This window comes from Micromonospora sp. NBC_00389 (assembly GCF_036059255.1).
In the GTDB taxonomy this organism is placed as follows: domain Bacteria; phylum Actinomycetota; class Actinomycetes; order Mycobacteriales; family Micromonosporaceae; genus Micromonospora.
In genome coordinates this window covers 1404823-1430096 of the sequence record NZ_CP107947.1, presented here as the reverse complement: position 1 = coordinate 1430096, position 25274 = coordinate 1404823, and the positions used below count along the sequence as shown (strand labels likewise).

The window sequence follows — 25274 nt, the reverse complement described above, 5'->3', positions numbered from 1 at the left end:
GGAAGGGCCCCCTGTTGACGCCTGGCGTCGTACAGGGGGCCCTTCTTCACAGGTGCCGCGGTCAGTGGGCGCCGGCGCCGGTGAGGGCGCGTACCTCCAGCTCCGCGTACTTCTCCTCGTCGTGCTCCTTGGAGATGAGCGTGCCGATCCACCCGCAGAGGAAGCCGAACGGGATGGAGATGATGCCCGGGTTGGACAGCGGGAACCACTGCCAGTCGTGATCCGGGAACATCGAGGTGGCCGCGCCGGAGACCACCGGCGAGAAGAACACCAGCAGTACGGCCGAGAGCAGACCACCGTAGATCGCCCAGACCGCGCCGGAGGTGTTGAACCGCCGCCAGAACAGGCTGTAGAGGATCGCCGGCAGGTTGCCCGAGGCGGCGACCGCGAAGGCCAGCGCCACCAGGAACGCCACGTTCAGGTTCTGCGCGTAGATCGACAGGGCGATCGAGACCGCGCCGATCACCAGGGCGGAGATCCGGGCGACCCGTACCTCCTGTCGCTCCGACGCCTCGCCCCTCTTCATGACATTCGCGTAGAAGTCATGCGCCAGGCTGGACGACGATGCCAGGGTCAACCCGGCGACCACCGCCAGGATGGTGGCGAAGGCGACCGCCGCGATGATCGCCAGCAGGGCCGCCCCACCGAGATCGCCGCCGAGGAAGTCGATGCCGAGCGCCTCGGCCAACTGTGGCGCGGCGGTGTTGCCGGCCTTGTCCTGCGCGGTGATCGCCTCGCTCCCGACCAGCGCCGCGGCGCCGAAGCCGAGGGCCAGGGTGAGCAGGTAGAAGGTGCCGATGATGCCGATCGCCCAGAGCACGCTCTTCCGCGCCGCCTTCGCGGTCGGCACGGTGTAGAAGCGGATCAGGATGTGCGGCAGGCCGGCGGTGCCGAGCACCAGGGCGATGCCGAGGGAGAGCAGGTCGACCTTGTTGTAGAAGGTCTGTGTGGCGTTGCCGGCCACCTCGACGCCGTAGCGCAACCCTGGTTCGAGGAACGCGCTGCCCTTGCCGGAGGAGGCGGCGGCGTCACCGAGCAGCGAGGACAGGTTGAACTTGTACTTCGCCAGCACCAGCAGGGTCATCACCAGCGCGCCGCCCATGAGCAGGAACGCCTTGACGATCTGCACGTAGGTGGTGCCCTTCATGCCGCCCACGGTGACGTAGATGATCATCAGCGCGCCGACCATGATGATGGTGGCCACCTTGGCGGTGGCCGCGTCCATGCCGAGGAAGGTCGTCCCCGGCCGGATGCCGAGCAGCAGCGCGACCAGCGCGCCGGCACCCACCATCTGAGCCAGCAGGTAGAAGATCGACACCGTGATGGTGGAGACCGCCGCCGCCGTACGCACCGGGCGCTGGCGCATCCGGAAGGCCAGCACGTCCGCCATCGTGTAGCGGCCCGAGTTACGCAGCAGCTCCGCGACCAGCAGCAGGGCTACCAGCCAGGCGACCAGGAAGCCGATCGAGTAGAGGAAGCCGTCGTAGCCGTAGAGCGCGATGATGCCGGCGATGCCGAGGAACGAGGCGGCCGACATGTAGTCGCCACCGATCGCCATGCCGTTCTGGAAACCGGAGAAGGACCGGCCACCGGCGTAGAAGTCGGTCGCCGTCTTGGTCTGCCGGCTGGCCCAGATGGTGATGGCCAGGGTGACCGCCACGAAGACCAGGAAGAGCGTGATGGTCAGGTTGCGGGCGGTGTGGTTGCCCGCCTCAGCCGCGAGGACCATGCTCATGGGTCACCTCCCCGATCTCGGCGCGGATCCGGTCGGCGACCGGGTCGATCTTCCGGTCGGCGTACCGGGAGTAGAGCCAGGCGATCACGAACGTGGAGACGAACTGGAGCAGGCCGAAGATCAGCGCGACGTTGATGTTGCTGCCGAACAGCTTCGTGCCCATGAAGTCCCGGGCGTACGCGGAGAGAATGACGTAGAGCGCGTACCACAGGAAGAACGCGACGGTCATCGGGAAGACGAAGCCGCGCAGCGCGCGCCGCAGCCCGGCGAACTCGTCCGACCGTTGTACGGCCAGATACCTGTCCGGTTGGGAAGCGGTCGGCGTGGGTGTGTCCGTGGACATCTGTGGATCACCACCTTCACAGGCGTCGGGGGGGTTTCGCGCACCGTAGAGAGCGCGCTCCCTGCCGGGGAAGGGTGAGATCGACGCCGGTCGGTGAGTGCGCCGAGCGGTTGGCTGGCTGCGCCGAGTGACCCAGGTCACTCCGGTGACCGGTGGGTCGACGCGGTCAGCCGCCGGGCCGCCCGGTCAGCCCGGCAGCTCGTGGTAGCGACCGCGGTAGTGCAGCAGCGGGGAGCCATCCTCGGCCAGGTCGACCGCCTCGATCGTGGCCTCCACCAGCAGTGCCCACCCGCATTCCCGGGCGGTGTCCAGCCGGCACCCGGCCCACCCGCCAGCGTCGGAGAGGACCGGCCCGTACGGCGTGTCGAGCCAGGATCCGGTGGCGAAGAGCCCACCCGGGGCGGGGAAGAGGCCGGCGAACCGGTCGGCGAGCTGCCGGTGCGGCGGCCCCAGCGGCGCCACCGCGAAGCGGCCCGCCTCCTCAACCGCCGCCCAGAGATCGGATTCCGGGTCGATCAGCCCGAGCAGCCGGTCCGGCTCACCCTCGGCGACGAGAGTGGACGAGACGGTCAGCCCGGCCGGGCCGGGCGCCGTCCAGAGGGTCACCGGCGCGGCGAGCCGACCGCGCAGCCGGCGTACCGGCGATCGCTGCCCGGCCGGCACCGCGAACGGGTCGGTGTGGTGGATCTCGGCACCCGGATCATGATTCACGTGAAACATTGTGACCCCGCCACCCCACGTCGAGCGGGAGGGCCGGCCGTTCCGCCCGGCCTCGTGCTCAGCGGCGCGGGGTGACGGTGGCCAGCAGCTCCGGCTGCCGGCGGTCCAGCACGTCGCCGGCCAGATACGCGCCCAACAACGCCGCGCCCAACCCGTACGCCGCACCGACCGGCAGGGCCAACCAGAGCCACACGTCACCGAGCAGCGCCGCGGCCACCACCATCGGCACCGCGACGACTGCCGAGATGACCATGGCCAGCAGGGTGAGCAGGCCCTTCGCGATACCCGCACCGCTGTTCATCGCGAACGGGTTGCTCGTCTCCGGCAGCGAGTACGCCCCGAGCACCGAGACGAAGCTGTTCACTGCCAGCCCGGCACCGTAGGTGGCGGCCAGGCTGCCGGCCGTCAGGCCGATCCAGCCCGGGCGGCCGAGCACCACCGACAGGACCACCGCGACGACCGCCAGCATCGGCAGCACGTACAGCGAGAAGGCCGTCATCCGGGCGCGCAGCTCCACCCGGCCGGGCACCCCGGCCACCACGTTCACGGCGTACGCGCTGCCGTCGAAGCCGAACTGGTTGGCCAGGGTGACCGAGGCGAGCACGCCGACGAAGAGCATGGAGAGGGTGACCAGGACCGGTGAGCTGTCGGCGGCACTCGTCGTCAGACCCTGCTCGTCCTCGACCGCGAACCCCGCGCCACCAAGGTTGATCATTACCGGCACGAAGATGCCGACCACCGCGATCGTGATCAGGTTGGCCCGGCGTCGGGCGTCCCGCCACCAGTAGCGGGCCTCCCGGGCGACCAGCGCCCCGAACCGGTCCCGACGGGCCCAGCCGGCGACCCGGGGAAACAGTTGGGCGACCGCGCCAGCGGTGATGTCGCGCTGGGCGGGGGCCTTGCCGGCGCTCACCGCCCCCACCATCGCCGACTCCAGCGACCGCGACCACCAGGCCAGCAGGGCACCGAGCGCCACCACCGTGATCAGCAGCTTGAGCGGAGCGGCCCAGACCCGGCCCTGGGCCACGTCGATGCCGGCGGTCCACGGCGCGCCGAACGGGGTCCAGCCGACCACGGTCGCCACCCCGGTCAGCCGTGTCCAGTCCGTCTCCCGCAGCGCGGCGAGGCCGAAGACCTGCAACGGGCCGAGCAGTGCGGCGACCACCGCCAGCAGCACGGCCGCCAGGTCACGCACGCGGCGGGACCGCAGCATGGTGGCGAAGGCGCTGGTCACCGCCCGGCTGGCGGCCACGCAAAGCAGCAGTCCACCGATCACGCCGAGCACGGCCACCAGACCTGCGGACCAACCACCCAGCGCCCAGGCGGTGAGCACCAGCCCGAACGACGCGATCAGCACCGCCAGCACCGGCACGCTGATCAGGGCCGCGGCGAAGAGGCCGGTGACCAGCGTGCGTCGGGACAGCGGCAGCAGCGCGAACCGGGCCGGGTCCAGCGTCTCGTCCACCCCGAAGAAGACCAGCGGCATGAGCAGCCAGCCGAGCACCAGCAGCCCGCCTCCGGCCGCCGCGATCAGCACCGCGTACCGGCCGTTGTCCGTCAAGCCGGGCACCGCGAAGAGGAAGAAGCCAGCGGCGGCGAACCAGAGCCCGACCAGTGCACCGCCGATGAACAGCGCGACCCGCCAGCCCTGCCCCCGGAAGTTGTTGCCCATCACTCGCAGCTTGAGCCGCATGAAATGCCGGGCGGAGACGGCCCGGACCGGCCCGGCGGGTACGGCGGCGGCGCTCACTGGGAGAGCCACGACAGCTCCTCACCGGTCGCGGTGCGCCCGCCGACCACCTCGACGAAGACCTGTTCCAGCGATCGGTCACCGCGTACCTCGGCGATCGTGCCGACCCGCTTGATGGTGCCTGCGGCGAGGATCGCCACGTGCGAGCAGAGCCGCTCGACGACCTCCATCACGTGACTGGAGAAGACCACCGTGCCGCCGCCGGCCGCGTACCGGGTGAGGATGTCCCGGATCAGAGCGGCGGAGACCGGGTCGACCGCCTCGAACGGCTCGTCCAGCACCAGCACCCGGGGGCCGTGCAGCAACGCACACGCCAGGCCGATCTTCTTCTTCATGCCCGCGGAGTAGTCCACCACCAGCGTCCGCCCGGCGTCGCCGAGCGCCAGCACGTCCAGCAGCTCCGCGGCCCGCTGGTCGACGACCGTGGGGTCCATTCCGCGCAACAGCCCGTTGTACGCCAGCAGCTCCGCCCCGGTCAGCCGGTCGAACAGCCGCACCCCGTCGGGCATCACGCCGAGCAGCCGCTTGGCGGCGATCGGGTCCCGCCACACGTCGTGGCCGAGCACCCAGGCCAAGCCGGCGTCCGGCCGCAGCAGCCCGACCGCCATCGACAGGGTGGTGGTCTTGCCGGCGCCGTTCGGGCCGAGCAGGCCGTAGAAGGAACCGGCGGGAACGTCGAGGTCGACGCCGGCCACCGCGATCGTGCCGTCGAACCGCTTGGCCAGGCCACGCAGTGCGAGCGCGGGTTGCTCACCAGTCATGAGCCGACGCTATCGGTCGATCGCCAATTCTGGGCTCCGGCGGTGGGTGGACCCGTCGTCATCCCCGAGGCGGACGGCTGTCCTCACAAGCGGAGGGCTTCGGGGGTGTGCAGGCGGAGCATGGTGGCAGCGACGTCGGCGGGGGCCCGTCGACGTGTCGCCATCGACACCGCGACCATCACCGTGAAGGCCAGTGGCACCGTCCAGGCGGCCGGCTGCGCGATGAGCGTGGCCGGCCAGCCGGACAACGGCGGGCCGAGCACGGTGACCAGCACCGCGCCGATCGCCGCGCCACCGCCGACCAGCACCCCGGCGGCGGCGCCCAGGTCGGTCAGCCCGCGCCACCAGATGCCGAGCACCAGCAGCGGGCAGAAGCTCGACGCGGCGACCGCGAAGGCCAGTCCGACCACCTGCGACACGTCCAACCCGGAGACGTGCAGGGCCAGCACCGCCGGCACACCACCGGCGATCACCGTGGCCAGCCGGAAGCCGCGCACCGAGCCCCGGCCCAGCACGTCCGTCGAGATCACTCCGGCGACGCTGGTCAGCAACCCGGACGAGGTGGACAGGAAGGCCGCGAACGCGCCCGCCGCGACCAGCGCGGCGAGCAACCGCCCGGTCAGCCCGTCGCCGAGGGCCGCGCCGGGCAGCAGCACCACCACGGCGTCGGTCTGCCCACTGACCAGCAACTGCGGGGTGTAGATGCGACCGAGCACCCCGTACAGGGTGGGCAGCAGATAGAAAGCGCCGACCAGGGCCAGCACCACCAGGGTGGTCCGGCGTGCCGCCGCGCCGTCGGGGTTGGTGTAGAAGCGGACCAGCACGTGCGGCAGGCCCATGGTGCCCAGGAAGGTGGCCAGGATCAGCGAGTACGTGGCGAACAGGCCCCGGTCGTCGTCGCCGGCGGTGCTCGGCAGCAACCAGTCGTTGGCGTCGGTGGCCACCCCGGACACCTCCGGCACCGGGTCGCCGGCAGCGAAGGTCAACTCATCGCCGGGGTGTACCTCCCGGATCTCGCCGTCGGGCAGCGTGAGGGTCGCGCGGTGCTCGACCACGACGGTGGTCGCGGCCCGGAACGTCGGCCCGTCGGGCGGGGTCACCGCGGGCCGGCCGTCGGCCTGCCACTGCAACGCCAGGAAGATCACCGGTACGGCGAGCGCGGTCAGCTTGAGCCAGTACTGGAACGCCTGGACGAAGGTGATCGCCCGCATCCCACCAAGTGCCACGTTCGCGGTGACCACGCCGGCCACCAGCAGGGCACCGAGTGGGTACGGGGAGCCGGCCACCGTGGCCAGGGTGAGCCCGGCGCCCTGCAACTGCGGCACCAGGTAGAGCCAGCCGATGAAGATCACGAAGGCCGTGGCCAGGATGCGCAGCCGGCGGGAGCCCAGCCGCAGCTCGCAGAAGTCGGGCAGGGTGAACGCGCCGGAACGGCGCAACGGCGCGGCCACGAAGAGCAGCAGGGCCAGGTAGCCGGCGGCGAACCCGACCGGATACCAGAGCACGTCCACGCCGTACTTGAGGACCAGGCCGGCGATGCCGAGGAAGCTCGCCGCCGACAGGTACTCCCCGCCGATGGCGGCGGCGTTCCAGGTCGGGCTGATCGCCCGGGAAGCGACCAGGAAATCGGAGGTCGTCCGGGCCAGCCGTAGCCCGTAGAAGCCGATCCCGACGGTGACCAGGGTGACCGCAACGATGGCCGGGACCACGTAGTCGTTGGCCACCTCAGCGCTCCGGCCGCTGCACCAGGTCGGTGAAGTCCTGTTCGTTGCGTTCGGCCAGCCGCACGTACGCCCAGCCCACGCCGATCAGGAACGGGAAGGAGGCCACACCGAGCAGCAGCCAGGGCAGGTTGACGCCGGCGACGGTGGTCCGGCCGAGCGACGGTGCGATGGCGAACAGCCAGGGCAGCCCGCCGAGCCCGATCGCCACCACCAGCGAGAGCCGCAGCGCCAGCGCGAGCTGGGCCCGGACCAGGCCGCGGACCAACGCCTCGCCGACCTGGGTCTGCTGAGCCAGCTCGGCGCGGGTCCGCTCGGCACGAGTGTCCTGCCGGGTGATGTCGGCCAGCACGATCCGGGTCCGCCGGGGCGGCGGTACCGCACCGCCCGACCTGACGTCAGGAAGTTGCTTGGCCACCCCGGCAGTCTCGCCCGCCCTGCGCGATTGTCAAGCGGTCGCGGTCACCAGCGCCGCAGATCGGGACAGTCGGTCACGCTGGCGGTCGCCGGGGTCGGGCCGAGCTCCCGCCGGGCCCGTTCCCGGCCGAGGTTCGCGGCCCAGAGGCCGTCCCGGGGCAACTCGGCGGCGATCTCCCGCAGCGCGCACGACCGCATCGGTTCGGGCAGCCGGTCCAGTGCCGGTACGGCGTCGGCCGAGAGCCGGGAGAGGTAACCGACGTCCAACCGGCCGGTCTCCAGGTACCGGTCGACGTTCCGGTCGGCGATCAGCCGGTCCGGGTTGACCACCGCCAGCCCGAGCAGAGCCAGCACCGCCGTGCCGATCACCAGCCGGGGCAGCCAGTCGGCTCGCATCCGTACCACGGCCACCCCGACCAGGACGAAGAGCAGCCCGAGCCAGAGTTCGACGGTCGCCACGACGAGCCGCAGCCGGGTGGCACCGTACGCGTCGGCGTAGACCTGCATCCGGTAGAGCGCGGAGGCGACGACGACCAGACTGAGCGCGGCAAGCGTGCCGAGCAGCACGCGGACCAACAGCCGGTCGGCCCTCGTGGACTGTGGTGCCCGCCGGGCGGCGATCGCGATCACCAGCAGGGTGAGCGCGGTGACGGCGAGCAGTTGCCAGAACCCACCGCGGGCGTACTGGGCGTAGGTGAGCCCGGCCGTACGCAGCACGTGCCCCGCGCCGCCGAAGAACACCGTCAGCTGGACCGACACGAAGGCGGCGAAGAGGGCGTCGAGCAGCACCAGTGGCAGGGTCCACTCCAGCCGGTGCGCCGGTCGGGTCGGTGCCGCCCGCAGCCCTTCCAGGTTGGGTGGGCGGCTGACCAGGTACGCGCCGCCGAGCAGGCCCAGGCCGATCAGCAGCAGACGGGCCAGCCAGCCGACGCCACCGCCCAGTGCGATGTCCGGCAGCAGACCCGCGACCAGGTCGGCGAAGACCGCGTCGGCGGAGGAAAAGAGCAGACCGAACAGTGTCAGGAGCCCGGCCGAGACCGCGAGGCTGGTCAGGAGGCGTCCGACCCCGGGGCCGGCCGGGCGGGTGCGGCGCAGCCCGCGTACCGCCCAGGGGAGCGCCCGTACCGTGGCGGCGGGCGGCAGCATCGCGGCCACCAGCATCCCGAACGGGCTTCGCCCGCCGGTCACCGCGAGCGTCGCGGTGACCGCGGCGGCGATCAGGCAGAGCGCGAAGAGCCAGCCGGCGGCCCGGACCGAGCCGACCGCGACCAGTGCGACGGTCGCGGCGGCCCAGACGGCCCCCGCCACCCGCCCCGGTGCCCCCGTGGCACCGGGACGGGCGACCGCCGCCGCAGCTGTCGTGACCGATCCGGAGGTCGTGGGCGGCAGTGCGGTGGTGGATGGTGCGGCTGTCGTGGCCGCTCCGGAGGTGGTGGGCGGCGCTGTGGTCGCGGTGGCTGCGGGTGCCGTCGGCGACTCGGCGGTGGTGGGCGGCGCTGCGGTGGGCGGTGGTGCGGCTGTCGTGGTCGGACCGGGAGTGTTGGGCGGCACTGCGGTCACGGTGGCGGGTGCCGTCGGCGACTCGGCGGTGGTCGGCGGCGCTGCGGGTGTCGGGGCAGGCGTGAGGGTCGTGGTCGGGCCGGGGGGTGTGGGCGGAGCGGTCGTGGGTGGTGCTGGTGGCGTGGTGGCGGTGACCGGGGTGGTCGTGGCCGCGTCGGGTGCGGCGGTCGTGGCCCGCGCCGCCGAATCGCCAGAGCTGGTCTGTCGCGGTATTTCCGCCCGCAGCGACGTCCCGGGTCGGATGACGCTGGCGGTGACGAGGGCGACGGTGGCGGCCAGCGCGGCCACCAGCCAGCCGACGCCGGGGCGAACCACCGACAGCGTCGAGGCACCGATCGCCGCAGCCGCCGTCAGCGCGGCCAGGACCACCGGGCGGGCGGCGCCGGACGGCCCCGGCCAACGACGTTCGAGCAGCGAGGGTGGCCGGGGCGTGACCGGCGGTGCGGGCCAGGGTTGGGGCCGGCCGGTCGCTGGCGGGAGCGCCGGGCCGGGGCCGAACCAGGGCTGGCCGGGCCTGCCCGGAACGGGAGGTCGCGGGTCGCCGGCCGGGACGTGGGTGCTGCCAGGGCTGGTCATGCGGCCTCTTCTCGGTATGGCCCGTCGCTGGGGATGGTGACCTGGATGCGACAGCCGGGCTGGGTGCCTCCGGTCTGTTCGGCGGGATCGAGGACCCGGATCCGGCCGCCGTGCAGTTCAACGACCCACCGGGCGATCGCCAGGCCGAGTCCGGTCCCGCCGCCGGCCGCCCGATCGCCACGGGTGAACCGTTCGAACACCCGGGAGCGCTCCGCCGGTGGGATCCCCTGGCCCTCGTCGCTCACCTCGAAGCGAAGCTGGCCGGCGTGTTCCTCGGCGCTCACCCGCACTGTGCCGCCGGGCGGGCTGTGCCGCGCCGCGTTGTCGAGCAGGTTCGCGAACACCTGGTGCAGCCGCCACGGGTCGGCGTGCACGGTCAGCGGCACCGCCAGCTCGCGGAGCCGGAAGCGCACGTCCAGCCCCGCGCCGCAAGCGCTCGCGGTGGCGTGCTCCACCGCCTCGTCGAGGAAGTCCCCCACGTCGATGCGGACCCGCCGCAGCGGGACCACCCCGGCATCGAGGCGGGACAGGTCGAGCAGGTCGGCGACGAGGTGTCCGAGTCGCTCGGTCTGGGACAGCGCCGAGCGCAGCGCCGCGGGTTCGGGTGCGGCCACCCCGTCCACCATGTTCTCCAGCACGCCCTGCAACGCGGTGATCGGCGTACGCAACTCGTGCGAGACGTTCGCGATCAGCTCCCGTCGGCGCTGGTCCGAGGCGTGCAGGTCCTCGGCCATCTTGTTGAACGCCTGAGCCAGCTCGCCGACCTCGTCTCGGGAGGTGGCGCGTACGCGGCGGGTGTAGTCACCGCGGGCCATCGCGCCGGCCGCCGCCGTCATCTCCCGCAGCGGCGAGGTCATCCCGTGGGCGAGCACCTGCGAGGTGAGCAGGGCGACGGCGATGGCGGTCGCCGAGGTCACCGGCGGCGGCCAACCGATGCCGTACGAGAAGTACGCCAGCCCGGCCGCGCCGGAGGCGACCAGCAGTACGCCCAGTTTCAGCTTGATCGAGCGCACCGGATCCAGCGGGCGGGGCAGCAGTTCCAGCACCCGGTCCAGGCGAGCGAGCAGGACGGCGCTCAGGACGACACCTCCAGTGCGTAGCCGACTCCGTGCACGGTGCGGATGAGGTCGGCGCCCAGCTTCCGGCGTAGCGCCTTGACGTGGCTGTCCACCGTGCGGGTGCCGCTCCCCTCGGCCCACCCCCAGACGTCGGCGAGCAGCCGCTCCCGGGGGAGGACGGTGCGGGGCCGCCCGGCGAGGTGGACCAGCAGGTCGAACTCGGTCGGCGTGAGGTGTACGTCCGCGCCGGCCCGACGGACCCGCCGCTCGGCCTCGTTGATCTCAATGTCGCCGAGGTGGATGGCGGGTGGTGCGGGCGCGGCGGCCCGTTCCACCCGGCGCAGCAGGACGTGCACCCGGGCGGCCAGCTCCCGCATCGAGAACGGCTTGGTGAGGTAGTCGTCCGCACCGACCGCGAGCCCCACCAGCAGATCGGTCTCGTCGTCCCGGGCGGTGAGCATCAGCACCGGCACCGGCCGGACGGCCTGGATCCGCCGGCACACCTCCAGGCCGTCGAAGCCGGGCAGCATCACGTCGAGGACGACGAGATCCGGCTGTCCGGCGCGGAACTGCTCGACCGCGCTGGGGCCGTCCGCCGCGATCTCCACCGCGAAGCCCTCGGCGCGGAGTCGGGCGGCGACCGACTCGGCAATGGTTCGTTCGTCCTCGACCACCAGTACCCGGCGTTGCCTCATAGGCCCTGACTGTAGGGAGCCGGCGTGGAGATCGGTGGGTGGCGTTGTGAACAACCTGTGGAGAACGGGTCACGCCTGTGGATAACTCGGTGGACATGCCGGCCGGCCTCCGCGAACACCCGAGGTTCGTTGTGGACGACCGACCGAGCTGTCAGGGTGGGCCGGTAGAGAGGAGGTGTGACGGTGACGAACCCTGGGCGGCCCGGCTGGGGTGACGCCTGGACGGTGGACGACCTCCAGGATCTTCCCGAGGACGACCAGGTCTACGAGATCTTCGACGGGAGCCTGCTCGTGTCCCCCCATGCGGACGTCTTCCACGGCGCGGTCGCCAACCGCCTCCGTCGGATCCTCGACCGGCAGGCCCCCGCCGGCCTGCTCGTGGGGCAGGACATCGGGGTCAGCGCCAAGCGCTCCTCGTACTTCGTGCCGGATCTCTTCGTCGCCCATGAGAGCGCACTGGCCAGCGGCGGTGCCGCGCTCGACCCCGCCGACGTGCTCCTTGTCGTGGAGGTGATCTCGCCGAGCAATGCCGGCCGTGACCTGGTGCTCAAACGGCACGAGTACGCCGCGGCCGGCATTCCCCTCTACTGGCTGGTGGAACCCCTTAAGCAGACCTTGACCGTGCTGGTCAACGGCTCGGGCGGTTACCGCGAGCAGGCGGTTCTCCTCGGCGAGGTCTACCGCACCGAGCAGCCGTTTCCCCTCGCCCTTCCGCTGGCCGACATCTTCTGACCGGGTAACTCGGCTTCATGCCTGGTCGCCAGCGATGGCTACGGACCGGACGGCCATCCTCCATGGACTCGGCGCACCCTGGCGGTCACTCCAGGCCGATGCGTTCCGGCCGGGCCGAGGCGGAGCCGAGCCAGGTGTGCGGGTTGCCGTACCAGCACCAGCCCAGCTTCGGCGCGCCCTGGCTGATCCAGAGCGCCGGCACCCGCTTGTCGCCGCACCGGGAGCCGACCAGCGAGAAGCACCTGTTGCTGGCCAGCGAGGCCGGGTGCAGCGTGATGAAGGCGAGCCCTTCGTCGATGGTGAGCGGCAGCCGACCCTGGGCGGTCATTCCCTCCATGGCCGTGGCGGGCGGCAGGTTGCGGAACTCCTCGCCCCGGTCGACGTCGAAGAGCAGGTACGCCGGCCCGGCCGGCACCTCCAACTCCTTGATCGGGTCGAAGCGCGGCAGGTCGTCCTCGGCGTAGTGCCGGTCGAGAATGCCGGGCTTGCGCTTTCCGGCCAGGGTGGTGAGCTCCAGCCGGGCCTCCACCCCGACCAGGTCCCGCGTGGTGACCAGCAGGAACGGCACCCGGGCGTCGGTGGGCGCGGGCAGGCCGGCGGCGCCCTCGACCGCCTTGGCCCGCAGCGGTGCGACCAGACCGCGGAAGGCGGCCTCGGGCAGTTCGGCGAGGGCGGGGTAGCCCAGCTCAACCAGTCGGTCGAGTTGGCGGTCGAACTCGGTCTCGGCGTCGAACGGAGTCTCGGTCACGGCGGCCTCCCGGAAGTCGTACGGACTAGCGTACAACGTACGAGAGTGGCCGTCCCATTCCCGAATCAGCGACTCCAGTCCTGCTTCGCGGCCCTGACCAGCTTGTCCTTCAACTCCCGGGTGTGCCGGCGACTCACCGGCAGCTCGGTCGAGTCGATCACCACCACATAGCCGGAGTTGACCAGCCGCAGCTCCGCGATCAACTTCAACTGCACCAGGTACGACCGGTGCACCCGGACGAAACCGGCGTCGGCCCAGCGCTCCGCCAGCGTGGCCAGCGAGACCCGCACCAGGTGCGACCCCTCCGCGGTGTGCAACCGGGCGTAGTCCCCCTGCGCCTCCACCCACCGCACCGCCGAGCGGGGCAGCATCCGGGTGGTGCCGGCCAACTCGATCGGGATGGTCGGGTCCTCCTCCGCCCGGGCCAGCGCCGCCGGATGCGACGGCACCACCCGTGAGCCGATCACCCGGCGCAGCGACTCGGCCAGCCGCTCGGCACGGACCGGTTTGCGCACGTAGTCGGTGGCCCCCAGGTCGAAGGCATCCACCGCGCCGTCGTCGTACGCGGTGACGAACACGATCGCCGGTGGCCGGGCGAACCGGCGCAGCACCCGGGCCAGCTCCATGCCGTCCAGCCCGGGCATCCGGATGTCCAGGAAGACCACGTCGACGTCACCGTCGCGGAGCAGCCGCAGCGCCTCGGTGGCGTCCCCGGCGGTGTGCAGGCGGGCGACCCGGGGGTCAGCCCGCAGGTGGTACGCCAGCTCGTCGAGCGCCGGCGGCTCGTCGTCCACCGCCAGTACGCGGAGAAATCCGGACGCGTTCACCACAGCCGACCCGGGTCGCTCGCTCACGATCCGGCCCGTACGCCGGGGTGGAACTTCGGCACCCGCATGCTCACCTTGGTGCCCGAGCCCAACCCGGTCTCCACGACCAGGCCGAACCGGTCCCCGAAGACCGACCGCATTCGCTCGTCGACGTTGGAGAGGCCGACGTGCTGGCCCGGGTCGTCGCCCGGGTCGCCGGTGCTGCGGGCCAGCTCGGCGATGCCGGCGGTCAGCGTGGTCGGATCCATTCCCACCCCGTCGTCCTCCACGGTGATGTGGCATTCGGCGCCCGCGTCCCGGGCCTCGATGCTCACCATGCCCGTGCCCGGCTTGCGGGACAACCCGTGCCGGACCGCGTTCTCCACCAGTGGTTGCAGGCAGAGGAACGGCAGCGTCACCGGCAGCACCTCCGGGGCGATCTGCAGCCGCACCTGCAACCGGTCGCCGAACCGGGCGCGCTCGATGGTCAGGTAGCGGTCGATCGACCGCAGCTCCTCGGCCAGCGTGGTGAACTCCCCGTGCGCCCGGAACGAGTACCGGGTGAACTCCGCGAACTCCAGGATCAGCTCCCGGGCCCGCTCCGGGTCGGTGCGGACGAACGAGCCGATCGCGGTCAGCGCGTTGTAGATGAAGTGCGGGCTGATCTGCGCCCGCAGCGCCCGGATCTCGGCCCGCGCCAGCCGCTCCCGCGACGAGTCCAGCTCGGCCAGGGCGAGCTGGTTGCCGGCCCAGTGCGCGGTCTCCAGGGTGGCCTGCACCAGCCCGGGCGCCGGCGGACTGTCGGCGATGGCCACCAGCGCGCCGACCACCCGGCCGTCCGCGCCGTGCAGCGGCGCGACGACCGCCCCCCGGACCGGGCAGTCGACCCGGTCGCAGCTCAGCTCGTGCTCACCGAGCACCGTCGAGCGCCCGGTGTCCATCACCCGCCGGGCCGCCGTGAGCAGTTGCTCGCCGTGGTGCGCGCCGCGCCCGTCGAGGGCGAGCACCTCGTCGGCGTCGGTGAGCGCCAGCCCGGCCGCGCCGACCAGAGCGCGCAGATGGCGTACGGCCTTCGCCGCGCCCGCCGCGCTCAGCCCCGCCCGCAGTGGCTCGGCCGCCAGCCCGGCGGTGTGCAGCACCTCGTAGGTGGCCCGCTGGGTGGCGGTGGCGATGCCCCGGCGAGCTCGCAGCCGCAGTACGGCCAACAGCGCCGCGGTCAGCGCGGTGACCAGCGAGACGACGCCGACGACGGCGGAAAGGTTGCCACCCACGCAGCGATCCTGGCCCCTCCGGCCCGGCGCGCCAACCCCTAGTACGCGCCCTTGCGGGCGAGCACCACTCCGACGGTGCGCCACAGGATGCTCAGGTCGTACGCCAGCGACCAGTTGTCGACGTAGTAGAGGTCCAGCCGGACGGCCTCGTCCCAGGACAGGTCGGAGCGGCCGGAGACCTGCCACAGGCCGGTCATGCCGGGGCGGACCAGCAGCCGGCGGCGCACGTCGCCCAGGAAGTCGCCGTCGTCGGCCGGCAACGGGCGGGGCCCGACCAGCGACATCTCACCCCAGAGCACGTTGATCAGCTGCGGCAGCTCGTCCAGCGACGAGGCCCGCAGGAAGCGGCCCACCGGGAAGACCCGCGGGTCCTCCTTCATCTTGAACATCATGCCGTCGGTCTCGTTCCGGTCGACCAGGCTGGCCAGCCGGTCCTCGGCGTCGACGTACATGGTCCGGAACTTCCACACCCGGAACGTGCGTCCCTCGTGGCCCACCCGGGGTTGGCGGAAGAAGACCGGTCCGGGGTCGGAGATCCGGATCGCCAGGGCGACGGCCAGGAAGAGCGGGACCAGCAGCAGCAGGCCGAGGCCGGCGGCGACCCGGTCCATCAGGTTCTTGGCCAGCAGCGCCGGCCCGGAGAGGGTCGGTTCCTCGACGTACAGCAGGGGCAGGCCCTCGATCGGCCGGATGTGCACCCGGGGGCCGGCGATGTCGGTCAGCTGTGGGGCGACCACCAGGTCGACCCCGGAGCCCTCCAGCTGCCAGGCCAGTCGACGCAGCTCGCCCGGCTCGGCGCTGGCCGACCCGCAGACCGCGATGGTGTCCCCGCCGACCTCCCGGACCAGGGCCAGGACGTCCCGGCCGGCGTGTACCGGCACCGGGGTCGGCATCCCCCGGGCCGCCGCGTAGCCGTCGGTGATGTGGATGGCGACCGGCACCAGCCCGGCGGCCGGGCTGCGGGTGACCGCCGCGTAGACCTCCAGGCACTCCGGCAGGGTGCCGACCAGCACCATCCGGTGCGCGGCCTGCCCGGCGCGTCGGCGGATGTAGTGCAGCGCCCAGCGGGCCACGAACCGGCCCCACAGGATGAGCAGCAGCGCCCCGAGCAGGGCCGTGCCGACCGTCCACCGGGACAGCGCGGTCTTGGTGGCGAAGGCGAGGAAGGAGACGCTGGCCGCGACCGTGACCGCGGCCCGGATCACCCGCTTGAACTCGTCGGGTCCGAGCCCCAGATAGCGCCGGTCGTACGCCCGGTTGCTCCAGAGGGTGACCACCCAGCCGAGCGGGAGCAGCAGGTAGGAGACGGTGTGGAACCAGGTCGGGTCCTGCTGGGTGCCGCTGAAACCGGAGGCGGCCTGGTCGAAGAGCTGGATCGCGATCCAGCTGGCGAACGCCGCTGAGGCGAAGTCGAGCAGCAGGAGGATCGCCGTGTAGGGGCGGTGCCAGCGGGAGACACGGCGTCGCGCCCTGGCCCATGCCGACCGCGGGACACCGTTGTGCGACGGCGGTGTCGGCGGCTGGATCTCGAAGCTGTCGACGTGCCGCACGAGTTTGCTCCGGCCTTCGTTGGTTACCGGGCGCTGGAGGCTTGCCGTCACCTCACCCATGTCCTCCCGCATGACACGTGCCGCTCACTCGCAGTGAGGGCCCGGGTCGCCCACCGTCCCAGTCTCCCACGCGGGCTCCGACCGGTCGCTGCCCCGTAGGAGATTGGCGACCGATGGTGCCGGCGGGATCTGGCCGGCTCCGCACCATTTCAGAAGCCGGGGACCGGGCCACTATACCGATGGATGCGCGTGTGGCGAGAACGGTGGACCGGAGCTTCGGCTCAGTCGGGCTGATTCCGCTCCGTAGTCGGCGAGTGGAATTACTCACCGTACGAGTCGAGACAACCGGCGGTCAGCGAGCGGTTTGCCGCCGGTCTGGCAGGTCGGGCAGTACTGGAGGCTGGAGTCGGCGAACGACACCTCACGCACGGTGTCCCCGCACACCGGGCACGGCAGCCCGGTGCGGGCGTGCACCTTCAGCCCGGAGCGCTTCTCGCCCTTCAGCTCCGCGGCCCGCTGGCCGAGGGAGCGCTCGACCGCGTCACCGAGCACCTGCCGGGTGGCCGCGTGCAGGGTGGCGAGCTGGTCGTCGGTGAGCCGGTCGGTGATCGCGAACGGGGACAGCTTCGCCGCGTGCAGGATCTCGTCGGAGTACGCGTTGCCGACCCCGGACAGCACCGACTGGTCGGTCAGCACCCCCTTGACCTGCCCACGCCGGCTGCGCAGCCGCTCGGCGAAGGTGGGCAGGTCCGCGGCGAGCGCGTCCGGGCCCAGCTTGGCCACCCCGGGCACCGCCGCCGGGTCGGTGACCAGGTACGCGGCGAGCTTCTTCTGCGTGCCGGCCTCGGTGAGGTCGAACCCGGAGCCGTCGTCGAGGCGGACCCGTACCGCGATCGGCCCCTTGCCGGGGCGCAGCGGGGTGGTGGCCGGGAACGCCTCCCGGTAGTGCAGCCAGCCTGCCCTGGCCAGGTGGACCAGCAGGTGCAGGTCGCCCTCGAACAGCACGTCGAGGAACTTGCCGTGCCGGCGGGCGTCGACCACCGCCCGACCGGCGACCGCGGCGGGTGCCGGGTCGTACGTCTTCAGGGCGCTGATCGCGGCGATCTCCAGCCGGTCGACACGCCGCCCCACCGCGCGCTGCCGCAGGTAACCCGCGAGCGCCTCAACCTCCGGTAGTTCGGGCACGACACAACGGTAGCCTTCTTTCCGGTGAGCGCGAGGAATGAGCTTGCGAGTCCCTGCCACGAGCGCGAGGAGTGAGCTTGCGAGCCCCGCAGTCGCGAGCAGGAGCCGGCATGACTGCGAACGAAAGGCGAGCGCTGTGAGAATCGTGGTGGCGCACAACCGGTACCGGGAAGCCCAGCCCTCCGGCGAGAACACGATCGTCGACTCGGAGATCGCTCAGCTCACCGCTGCCGGCGTCGAGGTGCTGCCGTTCATCCGCAGCTCGGACGAGATCCCGTCGATGTCGAAGGCGGCCAAGGCGCTGCTGCCGATCTCGCCGATCTGGGCTCCACGCGCCCAGCACGACCTGAGCCGGCTGCTCACCGAGCACCGGCCGGACGCGCTGCACCTGCACAACCCGTACCCCCTGCTCTCGCCCTGGGTGGTGCGGACCGCGCACCGGCACGGCGTGCCGGTGGTACAGACGGTGCACAACTACCGGCAGGTCTGCTCCTCGGGGATCTATTTCCGGGATGGCGTGATCTGCCAGGACTGCAAGGGTCGGGCGTTGGGCGTACCGGCGATCAAGCACCGCTGCTACCGCGACTCGGCGGCGCAGAGCGCGCTGATGGCGACCACCCTGGCCGTGCACCGGGGCACCTGGCGGTCGGTGGACCGGTACATCGCGCTCACCACGGCGATCGCCGACCACCTGCGCGAATACGGCATTCCGGACGAGCGGATCGTGGTGAAGCCGAACGCCGTGCCGGACCCGGGTCGGCCGGCGCCACTCGGCGACGGCTTCCTCTACATGGCTCGGCTGAGCCCCGAGAAGGGCGTCGACCTGCTGTTGGATGCCTGGCGTCGGCACCCGGTGGGCGCACTGGGCACCCTGCGGGTGGCCGGGGACGGCGAGCTGCGCCCGCTGGTGGAGGCCGCCGCCGCCGAGCGACCCGACGTGGTCTACCTGGGTCAGCTCGACCGGGCCGGGGTACGGGCGGCGGTCGAGGCGAGCGCGGTGGTGATCGCCGCCTCGATGTGGCACGACGTGCTGCCGACCGTGATCATCGAGGCGTTCGCCAGCGGCCGGCCGGTGCTCGGCACCGCGTTGGGCGGCATTCCGTACCTGGTCGGCGCGGATGCCCCGCACGAGCCCGCCGGCACCGGGCCGGCCGAGATCGCCTCCGCCGTCGCCGGGGGCGGCGGGTCGCCGACGCCGGCCGGAATCGGCCTGGGCGAGGCCGGCTGGGTGGTGGCCCCGGAGGCGGCCGCGCTGGCCGCCGCCCTCCCGGTGGCCCGGGCAGGTGCCGCCGGGCTCGCCCCGGCCGCCCGCGCCCGCTACGAGCGGACCTTCCACCCCGACGTGGTCACCAAGCAGCTCATCGACATCTACGCGGGCATGGCCCGCACCGCGCACCACCCCTGACCCCGACCCGCCCGGCTGCCCGCCGCCCGTTGGCGGGCCCGGCAAGATCGCGCTCAATCATGGAAAGAGTGGCCTCGGAGCGGCCGGATGTCCCTGTTTCCTGGATCGAGCACGATCTTGCCGAGGCGCTCGCACCATGGCGGTGCGGGGCGTGGGGCGGTGGGGGTCAGCGCAGGGAGGCGCGGGCGGAGAAGGCGATGCTGGCGAGCAGGAAGCCGCCGTTCACGATGGTGAACGCGATGATCACCCAGAGGACCAGCGCGGGGGCCACGGCCAGCACCAGGGCGGCCACGAAGATCACCGCGCCGTAGTCGCGGACCAGCTTCACCAGGCGGACCGGCAGTGAGGTCGAGGTGACCATGCTGGCCGCGTTCGGGCCGGACTGCATCACCGAGGTGACCAGGTTGACCATCCAGGTGCCGGCGAAGGTCGCCACCAGCCAGGTCGGCGTCGACGGCTCCTGCGCCACCGCGGTGGCGGCGAGCGCGGCCACCAGGGCGATCTGCGCGGCCACGTCGCAGAGCACGTCGATCCGGGCGCCGGCTGCGCTGCGCTGGCCGGTCACCCGGGCCAGTTGCCCGTCTGCGCAGTCCAGCGCGTACGCCACCTGCCAGCCGACCAGGGCGAGCAGGCCGACCACCCAGGCCGGTACGTCGCCGTCGGCGACCGGACCGGCGAGCGCCACCACGGTGACCGAGGTGGCCAGCCCGAGCACCAGGTTGGTGAGGGTCAGCGCGGTCGGGCGCAGCCCGAGTCGCTGGGCGACCAGCGCGAAGACGGCCCCCAACCACTGGCTGATCGACTCACTGAACAGGCCGCCGCCCCGGTTCACCCGGTGGAAGTCGGCGACGGTGGGACGGGGGTCAGCCAAGCTGGTTGCGGATTGCACCGGCGTAGTCTGCCAGCCGCTCCCGCGTCTCGGTAGGCGACAGCGCCAGGTGTTCGAGGATGGTGTACCGATCGGGTCGGGTGCGCGGGGCGAATTGCACCGCCTCGATGAACTGGTCGTCGGTGAGCCCCAGATCGCCGGGAACGGTGGCGAGGCCGTGTCGGTGCAGGCAACGGGCTAGTTGACCGAACCGCTCCGGGTCCCCGCGGAGGAAGGTGCAGAAGAGCGCGCCGAGCCCGACCTGCTCGCCGTGCGAGCCGGTGCCGGGATAGAGCCGGTCGATGGCGTGGGAGATCTCGTGGTCGCCGCCGCTGGCCGGGCGGGTCGACCCGCACACCGAACTGGCGATCCCGCCGAGGATCAACGCCTCAGCCAGCGTGGTGAGGAACGCGTCGTCCGTGATCTTGCCGGGGTGGTTGATCAACGCCTCGGCACCGGTCCGCGCCAGGGTAATGGCGAGGCCGTCGATCGGCTCGCCGCGGACCTCGTGCGCCAACTCCCAGTCCGCGCAGGCGCTCACGTTGCTGACCGCGTCGCCGATCCCCGCCTGGGTCTGACTGTCCGGGCCGTTCTCCACGAAGTCCAGGTCGACGATCACCGCGATCGGGATGTGCACCCCGTAGGAACCCTTGCCGCCCTCATGATCGAGTGACGCGGTGGGTGAGGCGATGCCGTCGTTGGCCAGGCTGGTCGCCACGGTCACCATCGGCATGCCGTACCGGGTGGCGGCGTACTTGGCGGTGTCGATGGTCTTTCCACCGCCGATGCCGATCACCGCGTCGTACGAGCGGGCCCGGAGCCGGTCACCGAGCTCGTTCGCGGCGTCGATGGTGCCGCCGACGACGGTGAAGACGTCGGCTGACCCGAGGCTGGGCCGGCACAGCTCGACGATCTTCTCGCCCTGACCGGGACCGACCACCACCGCCACGTCGCCGCCAGCGGAGATCCTCCGGTCGGCCAACAGCGGCCCCAGGTCCGCCACCGCACCCCGCCGGACCTCGATCAGCAGCGGAGTGTTGACCGTGCGGGCTAGTAGCGGCACGCGATCTCCCACGCGCGGGCCAGGTCGGCGTGGTTGTCGACCTCCACCCAGGGGACGTCGCCGATCGGCGCCGCCCGCACCTCCCCGCCCCGGTCGGCGAACTCCTGGTAGCCGTCCTCGTAGTAGAGGTTCGGGTCGCGCCGCCAGGTGGTCTCCAGCGCGTCGGCGAGCGCGCCGGCGACCTGCGGCTCGATCAGCGTGGCACCGATGTACTCCCCGTACGCCTCGCCCGGGTCCATGATCTTGGTGATCCGGGTGAGCTGGCCGGCGGCGTCGAAGGTGGTCTTCATCTCCTCCTCGGCCAGCGGCTTGAGGGTGTCCACCGCGAGCAGGATGCCGGGCCCGCGCTCGGCGAGCAGAGTCTTCTCCACGCTCACCGGGTGCACGGTGTCCCCGTTGACCAGCAGCACCCCGCGCGCGAAGTACTCCCGGGCCAGCCAGAGTGAGTAGGCGTTGTTCCACTCCTCGGCCTTGTCGTTGTGGACCAGGGTGAGCGTGACCCCGTACCGCTTCTCCAGGTCGACCTGCCGCTCGCGGACCGCGTCCGCCGCGTAGCCGACCACGATCACGATGTCGGTGAGCCCGACCTCGGCCAGGTTGCCCAGCGCGATGTCCAGGATCGTCGTCTCGCCGTCCACCGGCACCAACGCCTTGGGCAGCGTGTCGGTGTACGGGCGCAGCCGGCGCCCGGCCCCGGCTGCGAGCACCATCCCGATCATCCCGACATCCTCCCTCGTCCTGCTCCCCGTCACCGGTGGAGGATAGCCCCGGGTGGCCGCGCCGCTCCGGCCAACCGGGTCAGCCGGGGAACGCCGCCAGGTCGGCGAGCATGGTCAGCCGCTCCTCCGCACCGAGCATGGCGTACGGGCCGGCCGCCCGTCGGTCGGTCTCCAGCTCGATGGCGAGCCGCTCGGGGCCGGTCGGCAGGGCGGCGATGCTCGACGCGGTGTGCCCGGCGGCAGCCCAGGCGGCGGCGTGCGCGTCGGCGCGGTGGTATCGCAGCGTGCCGAGCCGGTTGAGCAGCAGCACGCCCGACGGGGTGCCGTCCGGCTCGTACGGGGGCGCCATCGCGGCGAAGGCCGACCCGCCCCGGTCCCCCTCCTCGTCGGCCAGCACCAGGGCGTACGACAGCAGCCGGCCGAGCGCCGCCACCAGCCGTGGCACCCGCTCGTCGTGCCCCGCCCACAGCTCCTCGGTGACCTCGGCGTGCACCTGGTACAGCTCGGTGAGGAAGGCCGTACCCCGCTCGGTGGCGGAGAGCGCGCCGTCCGGGCCGCGGTGGAGCATCCCGTGCGCCACCTGTTTGTCCACGATCCGCTGGCAGGTGACCGGGTCGTGGTACCGGGTGATCGCCGCGAACCCCGGCCCGTCGACCGTGCCACCGGGTGCGGCCAGCCGCGTGCGCAGGTCGACCAGGAAGCCGGTCGCCGCCACTCCGCCGTACCGCTGGCTCAGCTCGGCGCCGCCACCGTCGCGGCCGGCCAGCATGCCGGCGCGGAAGACCCGGTCCACAGCCGGGGCGAGCAGCCCGGCGAACCGGTGCGGCGCCAGGTCGACGGTGTTCACAGACCGATCGACCGCAGGACGGCGAAGCCCTCCTCCGCGATCCGCCGGATCAGCCCGTCGTTGACGTCGCGGTTCTCGTCCAGCACGGTCACCTCGTGCTCGGCCAGCCAGCGGCACTCGGTGTGCTTGCCGGCCTCCAGCGTCGGGTGGTCGAGGTCGCCGTCCACCCGGACCAGGAAGTCGTGTTCGATCCGGGCCAGGCCGTCGTCGCCGACGTAGTGGTACTCACCCACCGGGCCGAGAACGTGCGACAGGATCCAGCCGGTCTCCTCGGTGATCTCCCGGCGGAGCGCCTCGTCGATCTCCTCGCCCGGTTCCAGATGGCCACCGACGATGTCCCAACAGTTGGGAAAGAGGCGTCGGTGCGGCGATCGGCGCTGAAAGAAGATGCGGCCGTCGTGGTCGACGATCAGCGCGCCGGCGCAGCGCAGGGGGTCGGTGGACACCGTTCGACAGTAGCGAGCGATCCGGAATCGCGACGATGCCCGGTCTTGTCCAGGAAACATCCACGGACCACCATGTCGGTACCGGATGCCACCGTCCCAAAGGGGTGATGCGTGATGCAGGTACGGGAAGCGATGTCCAGCCAGGTCCTCGTCGTCGGTCCGGAGCACACGCTCCGCCAGGCGGCGCGGATGATGTCGGCCCGCGGTGTCGGGTCGGCGGTCGTGATCGATCCGGACTCGGAGGGGATCGGGATCATGACCGAACGCGACGTGTTGAAGGCCATCGGTGCCGGCCTGGACTGCGACGTGGAACGCACCGGCGCCCATCTGACCTGGGACGTCGTCTACGCCGGGCCGGAGTGGACGGTAGCCGAGGCGGCCGCCGCGATGGCCCGGGGCGGGTTCCGGCACCTGGTGGTGCTGGACGGCCGCGAGGTGGCCGGCGTGATCTCCGTCCGGGACATCATGCGGGTCTGGGCGGAAAGCACGGCGGTCGCCACGACCTGACTGGGCATGCCCGGATTCCAGCGCGCAGGTGTGCCCGTCCCGATCGACGGGTAGGGATCCCTTGCGGGCGCGGAGACGCCGTGGCCCGTGGGGGAGGGCCTGATGCGCGACGCGGAGTTCCTGGTCGAGCAGCAGTACGCCATGCTCCTGCGTCGGGACGTTGCCCGACTGCCGGATCTCTATGCCCCGGAGGCGTTCTACGCCATGCCGGGTGTAACGGTCCGCCCGATCGAGCTGCCCGCGCTGCTGCGGACCTGGACCGGCGCCTTCCCGGACCTGCGGGTCGACCCGCTGGGCGCGGTGCGCACCGGCGGGGGCGCGGCCATTGAGCTGCGCCTGACCGGCACCCAGACCGGCACGCTGCACACGCCGTTCGGCACCGTCGCGCCCACCGGGCGCATGGTGAGCTGGGAGGTGGCCGACGTGGTTCGGGCCCGCCGGGGGCGAATCGTCGCCTGGCGGTCCTACTTCGACTGGAGTCAGCTCCTCGACGCGCTCGGCGTGCAGCTGGAGGGACTTTCCCGGGCGGCGCAGCACGACTCGCTCGCCCTTCCGGTCTGATCTGTCGCCGTCCGGTGGAGTCGGGTCACCCGACCCGGTGGCTCAGGATGCGGACATCGCCGTGCCGTCCGCGCGCCCCCCGTCGCCGCCCGTACGCTCAACATCCATGACCGCCGAGCAGCTGATCTCCTTCGCCCGTGGGGCTCCCTCGCTGGACATCGTCGATGTCGAGGGGCTCAAGGCCGCCGCCGTCCGCGCCTTCGACGCCGACCCAGCCGGGATTACGGCCTACGGCACCTCCGTCGGCTATGTACCACTGCGGAAGTGGATCGCCGAGAAGCACGGGGTCGCGGCCGACCAGGTGCTGGTCACCAACGGGTCGCTCCAGGCCGACGCGTTCCTCTTCGACCACCTGGTCCGCCCCGGCGACGCGGTCGTGGTGGAGCGCCCGACGTACGACCGGACGCTGCTCAACCTCCAGCGGATGGGCAGTGAGCTGCACGCCGTCCCGGTCCAGCCGGACGGCCTGGACACCGCTGAGCTGCGCAAGCTGCTGGAGTCCGGGGTTCGGCCCCGGCTCGCGCACATCATCCCGAACTACCAGAACCCGGCCGGCGTGACGCTCTCCCTGGAGAAGCGTCGGGAGTTGCTCGACCTGGCTGCCGAGTACGGGTTCATCATCTTCGAGGACGACCCGTACGCGGACATCCGGTTCCGTGGTGAGGCGCTGCCGTCGATGCTCTCGCTGGACACCCGCAACGTGGTGGTGCACGCGTCGAGTTTCACCAAGACGGTCTGCCCGGGCGTGCGGGTCGGGTACCTGGTCGGCTCGTCGGACCTGATCGCGGACATCGCCAGGAACGCGACCAGCCTCTACATCTCGCCCGGCATGGTGTCCCAGGCGATCGTGCACCAGTTCTGTGTCTCCGGTGAGATCGACCGCTCGATCGAGACCGTCCGGGCGGCGCTGGGTGAGCGGGCCCAGGTGCTCGCCGAGTCGCTGCGCCGGCACCTGCCGCAGGCTCGGTTCGTGGAGCCCGACGGCGGCTACTTCCTCTGGGTGGAGTTCCCGGAGGACGTGCTGGTCGACCGGCTCGCCCCGGCGGCGGCCGAGCGCGGGGTCGCCGTGGTCAAGGGCAGCGACTTCGTGTTGGACGGTGGGCAGCACGCCCTGCGGCTGGCCTTCTCGGCGGTGACCGCCGATCGGATCGACGAGGGTGTCCGCCGGCTGGCGGCGGCCGTAGAGGCCGTCCGCAGCTGATTTCTGTCGGATTCCCGACAAAACGACGA

General features: G+C 72.1%; 24 protein-coding genes and 1 pseudogene. 5 read left to right on the top strand and 20 right to left on the bottom strand.

Annotation, left to right across the window (positions count from 1 at the left end; genetic code table 11):
* Positions 1-61 precede the first annotated feature (61 nt).
* The 10 genes and pseudogenes from OG470_RS06815 to OG470_RS06770 all read right to left on the bottom strand — a co-directional run bounded on the left by OG470_RS06815 (position 62) and on the right by OG470_RS06770 (position 11336).
* A complete protein-coding gene (locus tag OG470_RS06815) occupies positions 62-1735 on the bottom strand; it encodes a solute symporter family protein (RefSeq protein ID WP_328421847.1) in 1674 nt (557 codons plus the stop codon).
* Entirely contained in the window at positions 1713-2078 is a 366-nt protein-coding gene (locus OG470_RS06810) for a DUF485 domain-containing protein (protein ID WP_328421845.1), read from the bottom strand. Before OG470_RS06810 ends, OG470_RS06815 begins: the two co-directional genes overlap by 23 nt.
* A 186-nt stretch (positions 2079-2264) precedes the next feature.
* Positions 2265-2804: pseudogene (locus OG470_RS06805) on the bottom strand (flavin reductase family protein); the annotation flags it as partial.
* A gap of 52 nt (positions 2805-2856) precedes the next feature.
* Positions 2857-4491 (bottom strand): ABC transporter permease, encoded by a 1635-nt coding sequence (locus tag OG470_RS06800; protein ID WP_328426178.1) that lies wholly within the window; start codon positions 4489-4491, stop codon positions 2857-2859.
* A gap of 53 nt (positions 4492-4544) precedes the next feature.
* Positions 4545-5309 (bottom strand): ABC transporter ATP-binding protein, encoded by a 765-nt coding sequence (locus OG470_RS06795; protein WP_328421843.1) that lies wholly within the window; start codon positions 5307-5309, stop codon positions 4545-4547.
* 83 nt (positions 5310-5392) lie between these two features.
* Positions 5393-7033, bottom strand: coding sequence for a sodium/solute symporter (locus tag OG470_RS06790; protein ID WP_328421841.1), 1641 nt, complete (start codon positions 7031-7033; stop codon positions 5393-5395).
* Between the two features lies 1 nt (position 7034).
* Positions 7035-7448, bottom strand: a complete 414-nt coding sequence (locus OG470_RS06785; protein ID WP_328421838.1) for a hypothetical protein — start codon at positions 7446-7448, stop codon at positions 7035-7037.
* Positions 7449-7492: 44 nt separating this feature from the next.
* A complete protein-coding gene (locus tag OG470_RS06780) occupies positions 7493-9583 on the bottom strand; it encodes a DUF4153 domain-containing protein (protein WP_328421836.1) in 2091 nt (696 codons plus the stop codon).
* Positions 9580-10629, bottom strand: coding sequence for a HAMP domain-containing sensor histidine kinase (locus OG470_RS06775; protein ID WP_328421834.1), 1050 nt, complete (start codon positions 10627-10629; stop codon positions 9580-9582). The genes OG470_RS06780 and OG470_RS06775 overlap by 4 nt, the downstream gene beginning before the upstream one ends.
* 29 nt (positions 10630-10658) lie before the next feature.
* Positions 10659-11336 (bottom strand): response regulator transcription factor, encoded by a 678-nt coding sequence (locus tag OG470_RS06770; RefSeq protein ID WP_328421832.1) that lies wholly within the window; start codon positions 11334-11336, stop codon positions 10659-10661.
* Between the two features lie 183 nt (positions 11337-11519).
* Here OG470_RS06770 and OG470_RS06765 point away from each other — a divergent pair, with 183 nt between their 5' ends.
* Entirely contained in the window at positions 11520-12068 is a 549-nt protein-coding gene (locus OG470_RS06765) for a Uma2 family endonuclease (protein ID WP_328421830.1), read from the top strand.
* Positions 12069-12153: 85 nt separating this feature from the next.
* On the opposite strand, the gene OG470_RS06760 is transcribed toward OG470_RS06765, so the two are convergent.
* The 5 genes from OG470_RS06760 to OG470_RS06740 form a co-directional block, all read right to left on the bottom strand.
* A complete protein-coding gene (locus OG470_RS06760) occupies positions 12154-12816 on the bottom strand; it encodes a DUF5701 family protein (RefSeq protein ID WP_328421828.1) in 663 nt (220 codons plus the stop codon).
* A gap of 65 nt (positions 12817-12881) precedes the next feature.
* Positions 12882-13643, bottom strand: coding sequence for a LytR/AlgR family response regulator transcription factor (locus tag OG470_RS06755; protein WP_203148278.1), 762 nt, complete (start codon positions 13641-13643; stop codon positions 12882-12884).
* 23 nt (positions 13644-13666) lie between these two features.
* Complete coding sequence (locus OG470_RS06750) at positions 13667-14893, bottom strand: sensor histidine kinase (RefSeq protein ID WP_328421826.1); 1227 nt, start codon at positions 14891-14893, stop codon at positions 13667-13669.
* A 38-nt stretch (positions 14894-14931) separates the two neighbouring features.
* A complete protein-coding gene (locus tag OG470_RS06745; RefSeq protein WP_328426172.1) occupies positions 14932-16503 on the bottom strand; it encodes a sugar transferase in 1572 nt (523 codons plus the stop codon).
* Positions 16504-16767: 264 nt separating this feature from the next.
* On the bottom strand, positions 16768-17628 hold the full coding sequence (locus OG470_RS06740) for an Fpg/Nei family DNA glycosylase (protein ID WP_328421824.1): 861 nt from the start codon (positions 17626-17628) through the stop codon (positions 16768-16770).
* 136 nt (positions 17629-17764) lie between these two features.
* On the opposite strand from OG470_RS06740, the gene OG470_RS06735 reads away from it, so the two are divergent.
* Complete coding sequence (locus OG470_RS06735) at positions 17765-19033, top strand: glycosyltransferase (RefSeq protein WP_328421822.1); 1269 nt, start codon at positions 17765-17767, stop codon at positions 19031-19033.
* 166 nt (positions 19034-19199) lie between these two features.
* On the opposite strand, the gene OG470_RS06730 is transcribed toward OG470_RS06735, so the two are convergent.
* The 5 genes from OG470_RS06730 to OG470_RS06710 form a co-directional block, all read right to left on the bottom strand.
* Positions 19200-19922, bottom strand: coding sequence for a CDP-alcohol phosphatidyltransferase family protein (locus OG470_RS06730; protein WP_328421820.1), 723 nt, complete (start codon positions 19920-19922; stop codon positions 19200-19202).
* The gene (locus OG470_RS06725) at positions 19897-20964 is read right to left on the bottom strand and encodes an iron-containing alcohol dehydrogenase family protein (RefSeq protein ID WP_328421818.1); all 1068 of its coding nucleotides are present in this window, start codon (positions 20962-20964) and stop codon (positions 19897-19899) included. The genes OG470_RS06730 and OG470_RS06725 overlap by 26 nt, the downstream gene beginning before the upstream one ends.
* A complete protein-coding gene (locus OG470_RS06720; RefSeq protein WP_328421816.1) occupies positions 20952-21683 on the bottom strand; it encodes a phosphocholine cytidylyltransferase family protein in 732 nt (243 codons plus the stop codon). The genes OG470_RS06725 and OG470_RS06720 overlap by 13 nt, the downstream gene beginning before the upstream one ends.
* A 79-nt stretch (positions 21684-21762) precedes the next feature.
* Positions 21763-22530 carry a hypothetical protein gene (locus tag OG470_RS06715; protein WP_328421814.1) on the bottom strand — a complete coding sequence of 256 codons (768 nt, stop codon included), beginning with the start codon at positions 22528-22530 and terminating at the stop codon, positions 21763-21765.
* Complete coding sequence (locus OG470_RS06710) at positions 22527-22976, bottom strand: NUDIX hydrolase (protein ID WP_328421811.1); 450 nt, start codon at positions 22974-22976, stop codon at positions 22527-22529. Before OG470_RS06710 ends, OG470_RS06715 begins: the two co-directional genes overlap by 4 nt.
* Before the next feature lie 114 nt (positions 22977-23090).
* On the opposite strand from OG470_RS06710, the gene OG470_RS06705 reads away from it, so the two are divergent.
* From OG470_RS06705 to OG470_RS06695, 3 genes are all read left to right on the top strand, one after another.
* The gene (locus OG470_RS06705) at positions 23091-23483 is read left to right on the top strand and encodes a CBS domain-containing protein (RefSeq protein ID WP_328421809.1); all 393 of its coding nucleotides are present in this window, start codon (positions 23091-23093) and stop codon (positions 23481-23483) included.
* A gap of 102 nt (positions 23484-23585) precedes the next feature.
* Entirely contained in the window at positions 23586-24044 is a 459-nt protein-coding gene (locus OG470_RS06700) for an ester cyclase (protein ID WP_328421807.1), read from the top strand.
* Between the two features lie 106 nt (positions 24045-24150).
* Positions 24151-25245, top strand: coding sequence for an aminotransferase-like domain-containing protein (locus OG470_RS06695; RefSeq protein WP_328421805.1), 1095 nt, complete (start codon positions 24151-24153; stop codon positions 25243-25245).
* Positions 25246-25274: the final 29 nt, after the last annotated feature.

Coding starts and splice junctions, on each gene's coding strand:
- OG470_RS06745 (WP_328426172.1), bottom strand. CDS start 16,503: ATGGGTGAGGTGACGGCAAGCCTCCAGCGCCCGGTAACCAACGAAGGC.
- OG470_RS06795 (WP_328421843.1), bottom strand. CDS start 5,309: ATGACTGGTGAGCAACCCGCGCTCGCACTGCGTGGCCTGGCCAAGCGG.
- OG470_RS06780 (WP_328421836.1), bottom strand. CDS start 9,583: ATGACCAGCCCTGGCAGCACCCACGTCCCGGCCGGCGACCCGCGACCT.
- OG470_RS06815 (WP_328421847.1), bottom strand. CDS start 1,735: ATGAGCATGGTCCTCGCGGCTGAGGCGGGCAACCACACCGCCCGCAAC.
- OG470_RS06800 (WP_328426178.1), bottom strand. CDS start 4,491: ATGCGGCTCAAGCTGCGAGTGATGGGCAACAACTTCCGGGGGCAGGGC.
- OG470_RS06720 (WP_328421816.1), bottom strand. CDS start 21,683: ATGATCGGGATGGTGCTCGCAGCCGGGGCCGGGCGCCGGCTGCGCCCG.
- OG470_RS06700 (WP_328421807.1), top strand. CDS start 23,586: ATGCGCGACGCGGAGTTCCTGGTCGAGCAGCAGTACGCCATGCTCCTG.
- OG470_RS06770 (WP_328421832.1), bottom strand. CDS start 11,336: ATGAGGCAACGCCGGGTACTGGTGGTCGAGGACGAACGAACCATTGCC.
- OG470_RS06810 (WP_328421845.1), bottom strand. CDS start 2,078: ATGTCCACGGACACACCCACGCCGACCGCTTCCCAACCGGACAGGTAT.
- OG470_RS06695 (WP_328421805.1), top strand. CDS start 24,151: ATGACCGCCGAGCAGCTGATCTCCTTCGCCCGTGGGGCTCCCTCGCTG.
- OG470_RS06705 (WP_328421809.1), top strand. CDS start 23,091: ATGCAGGTACGGGAAGCGATGTCCAGCCAGGTCCTCGTCGTCGGTCCG.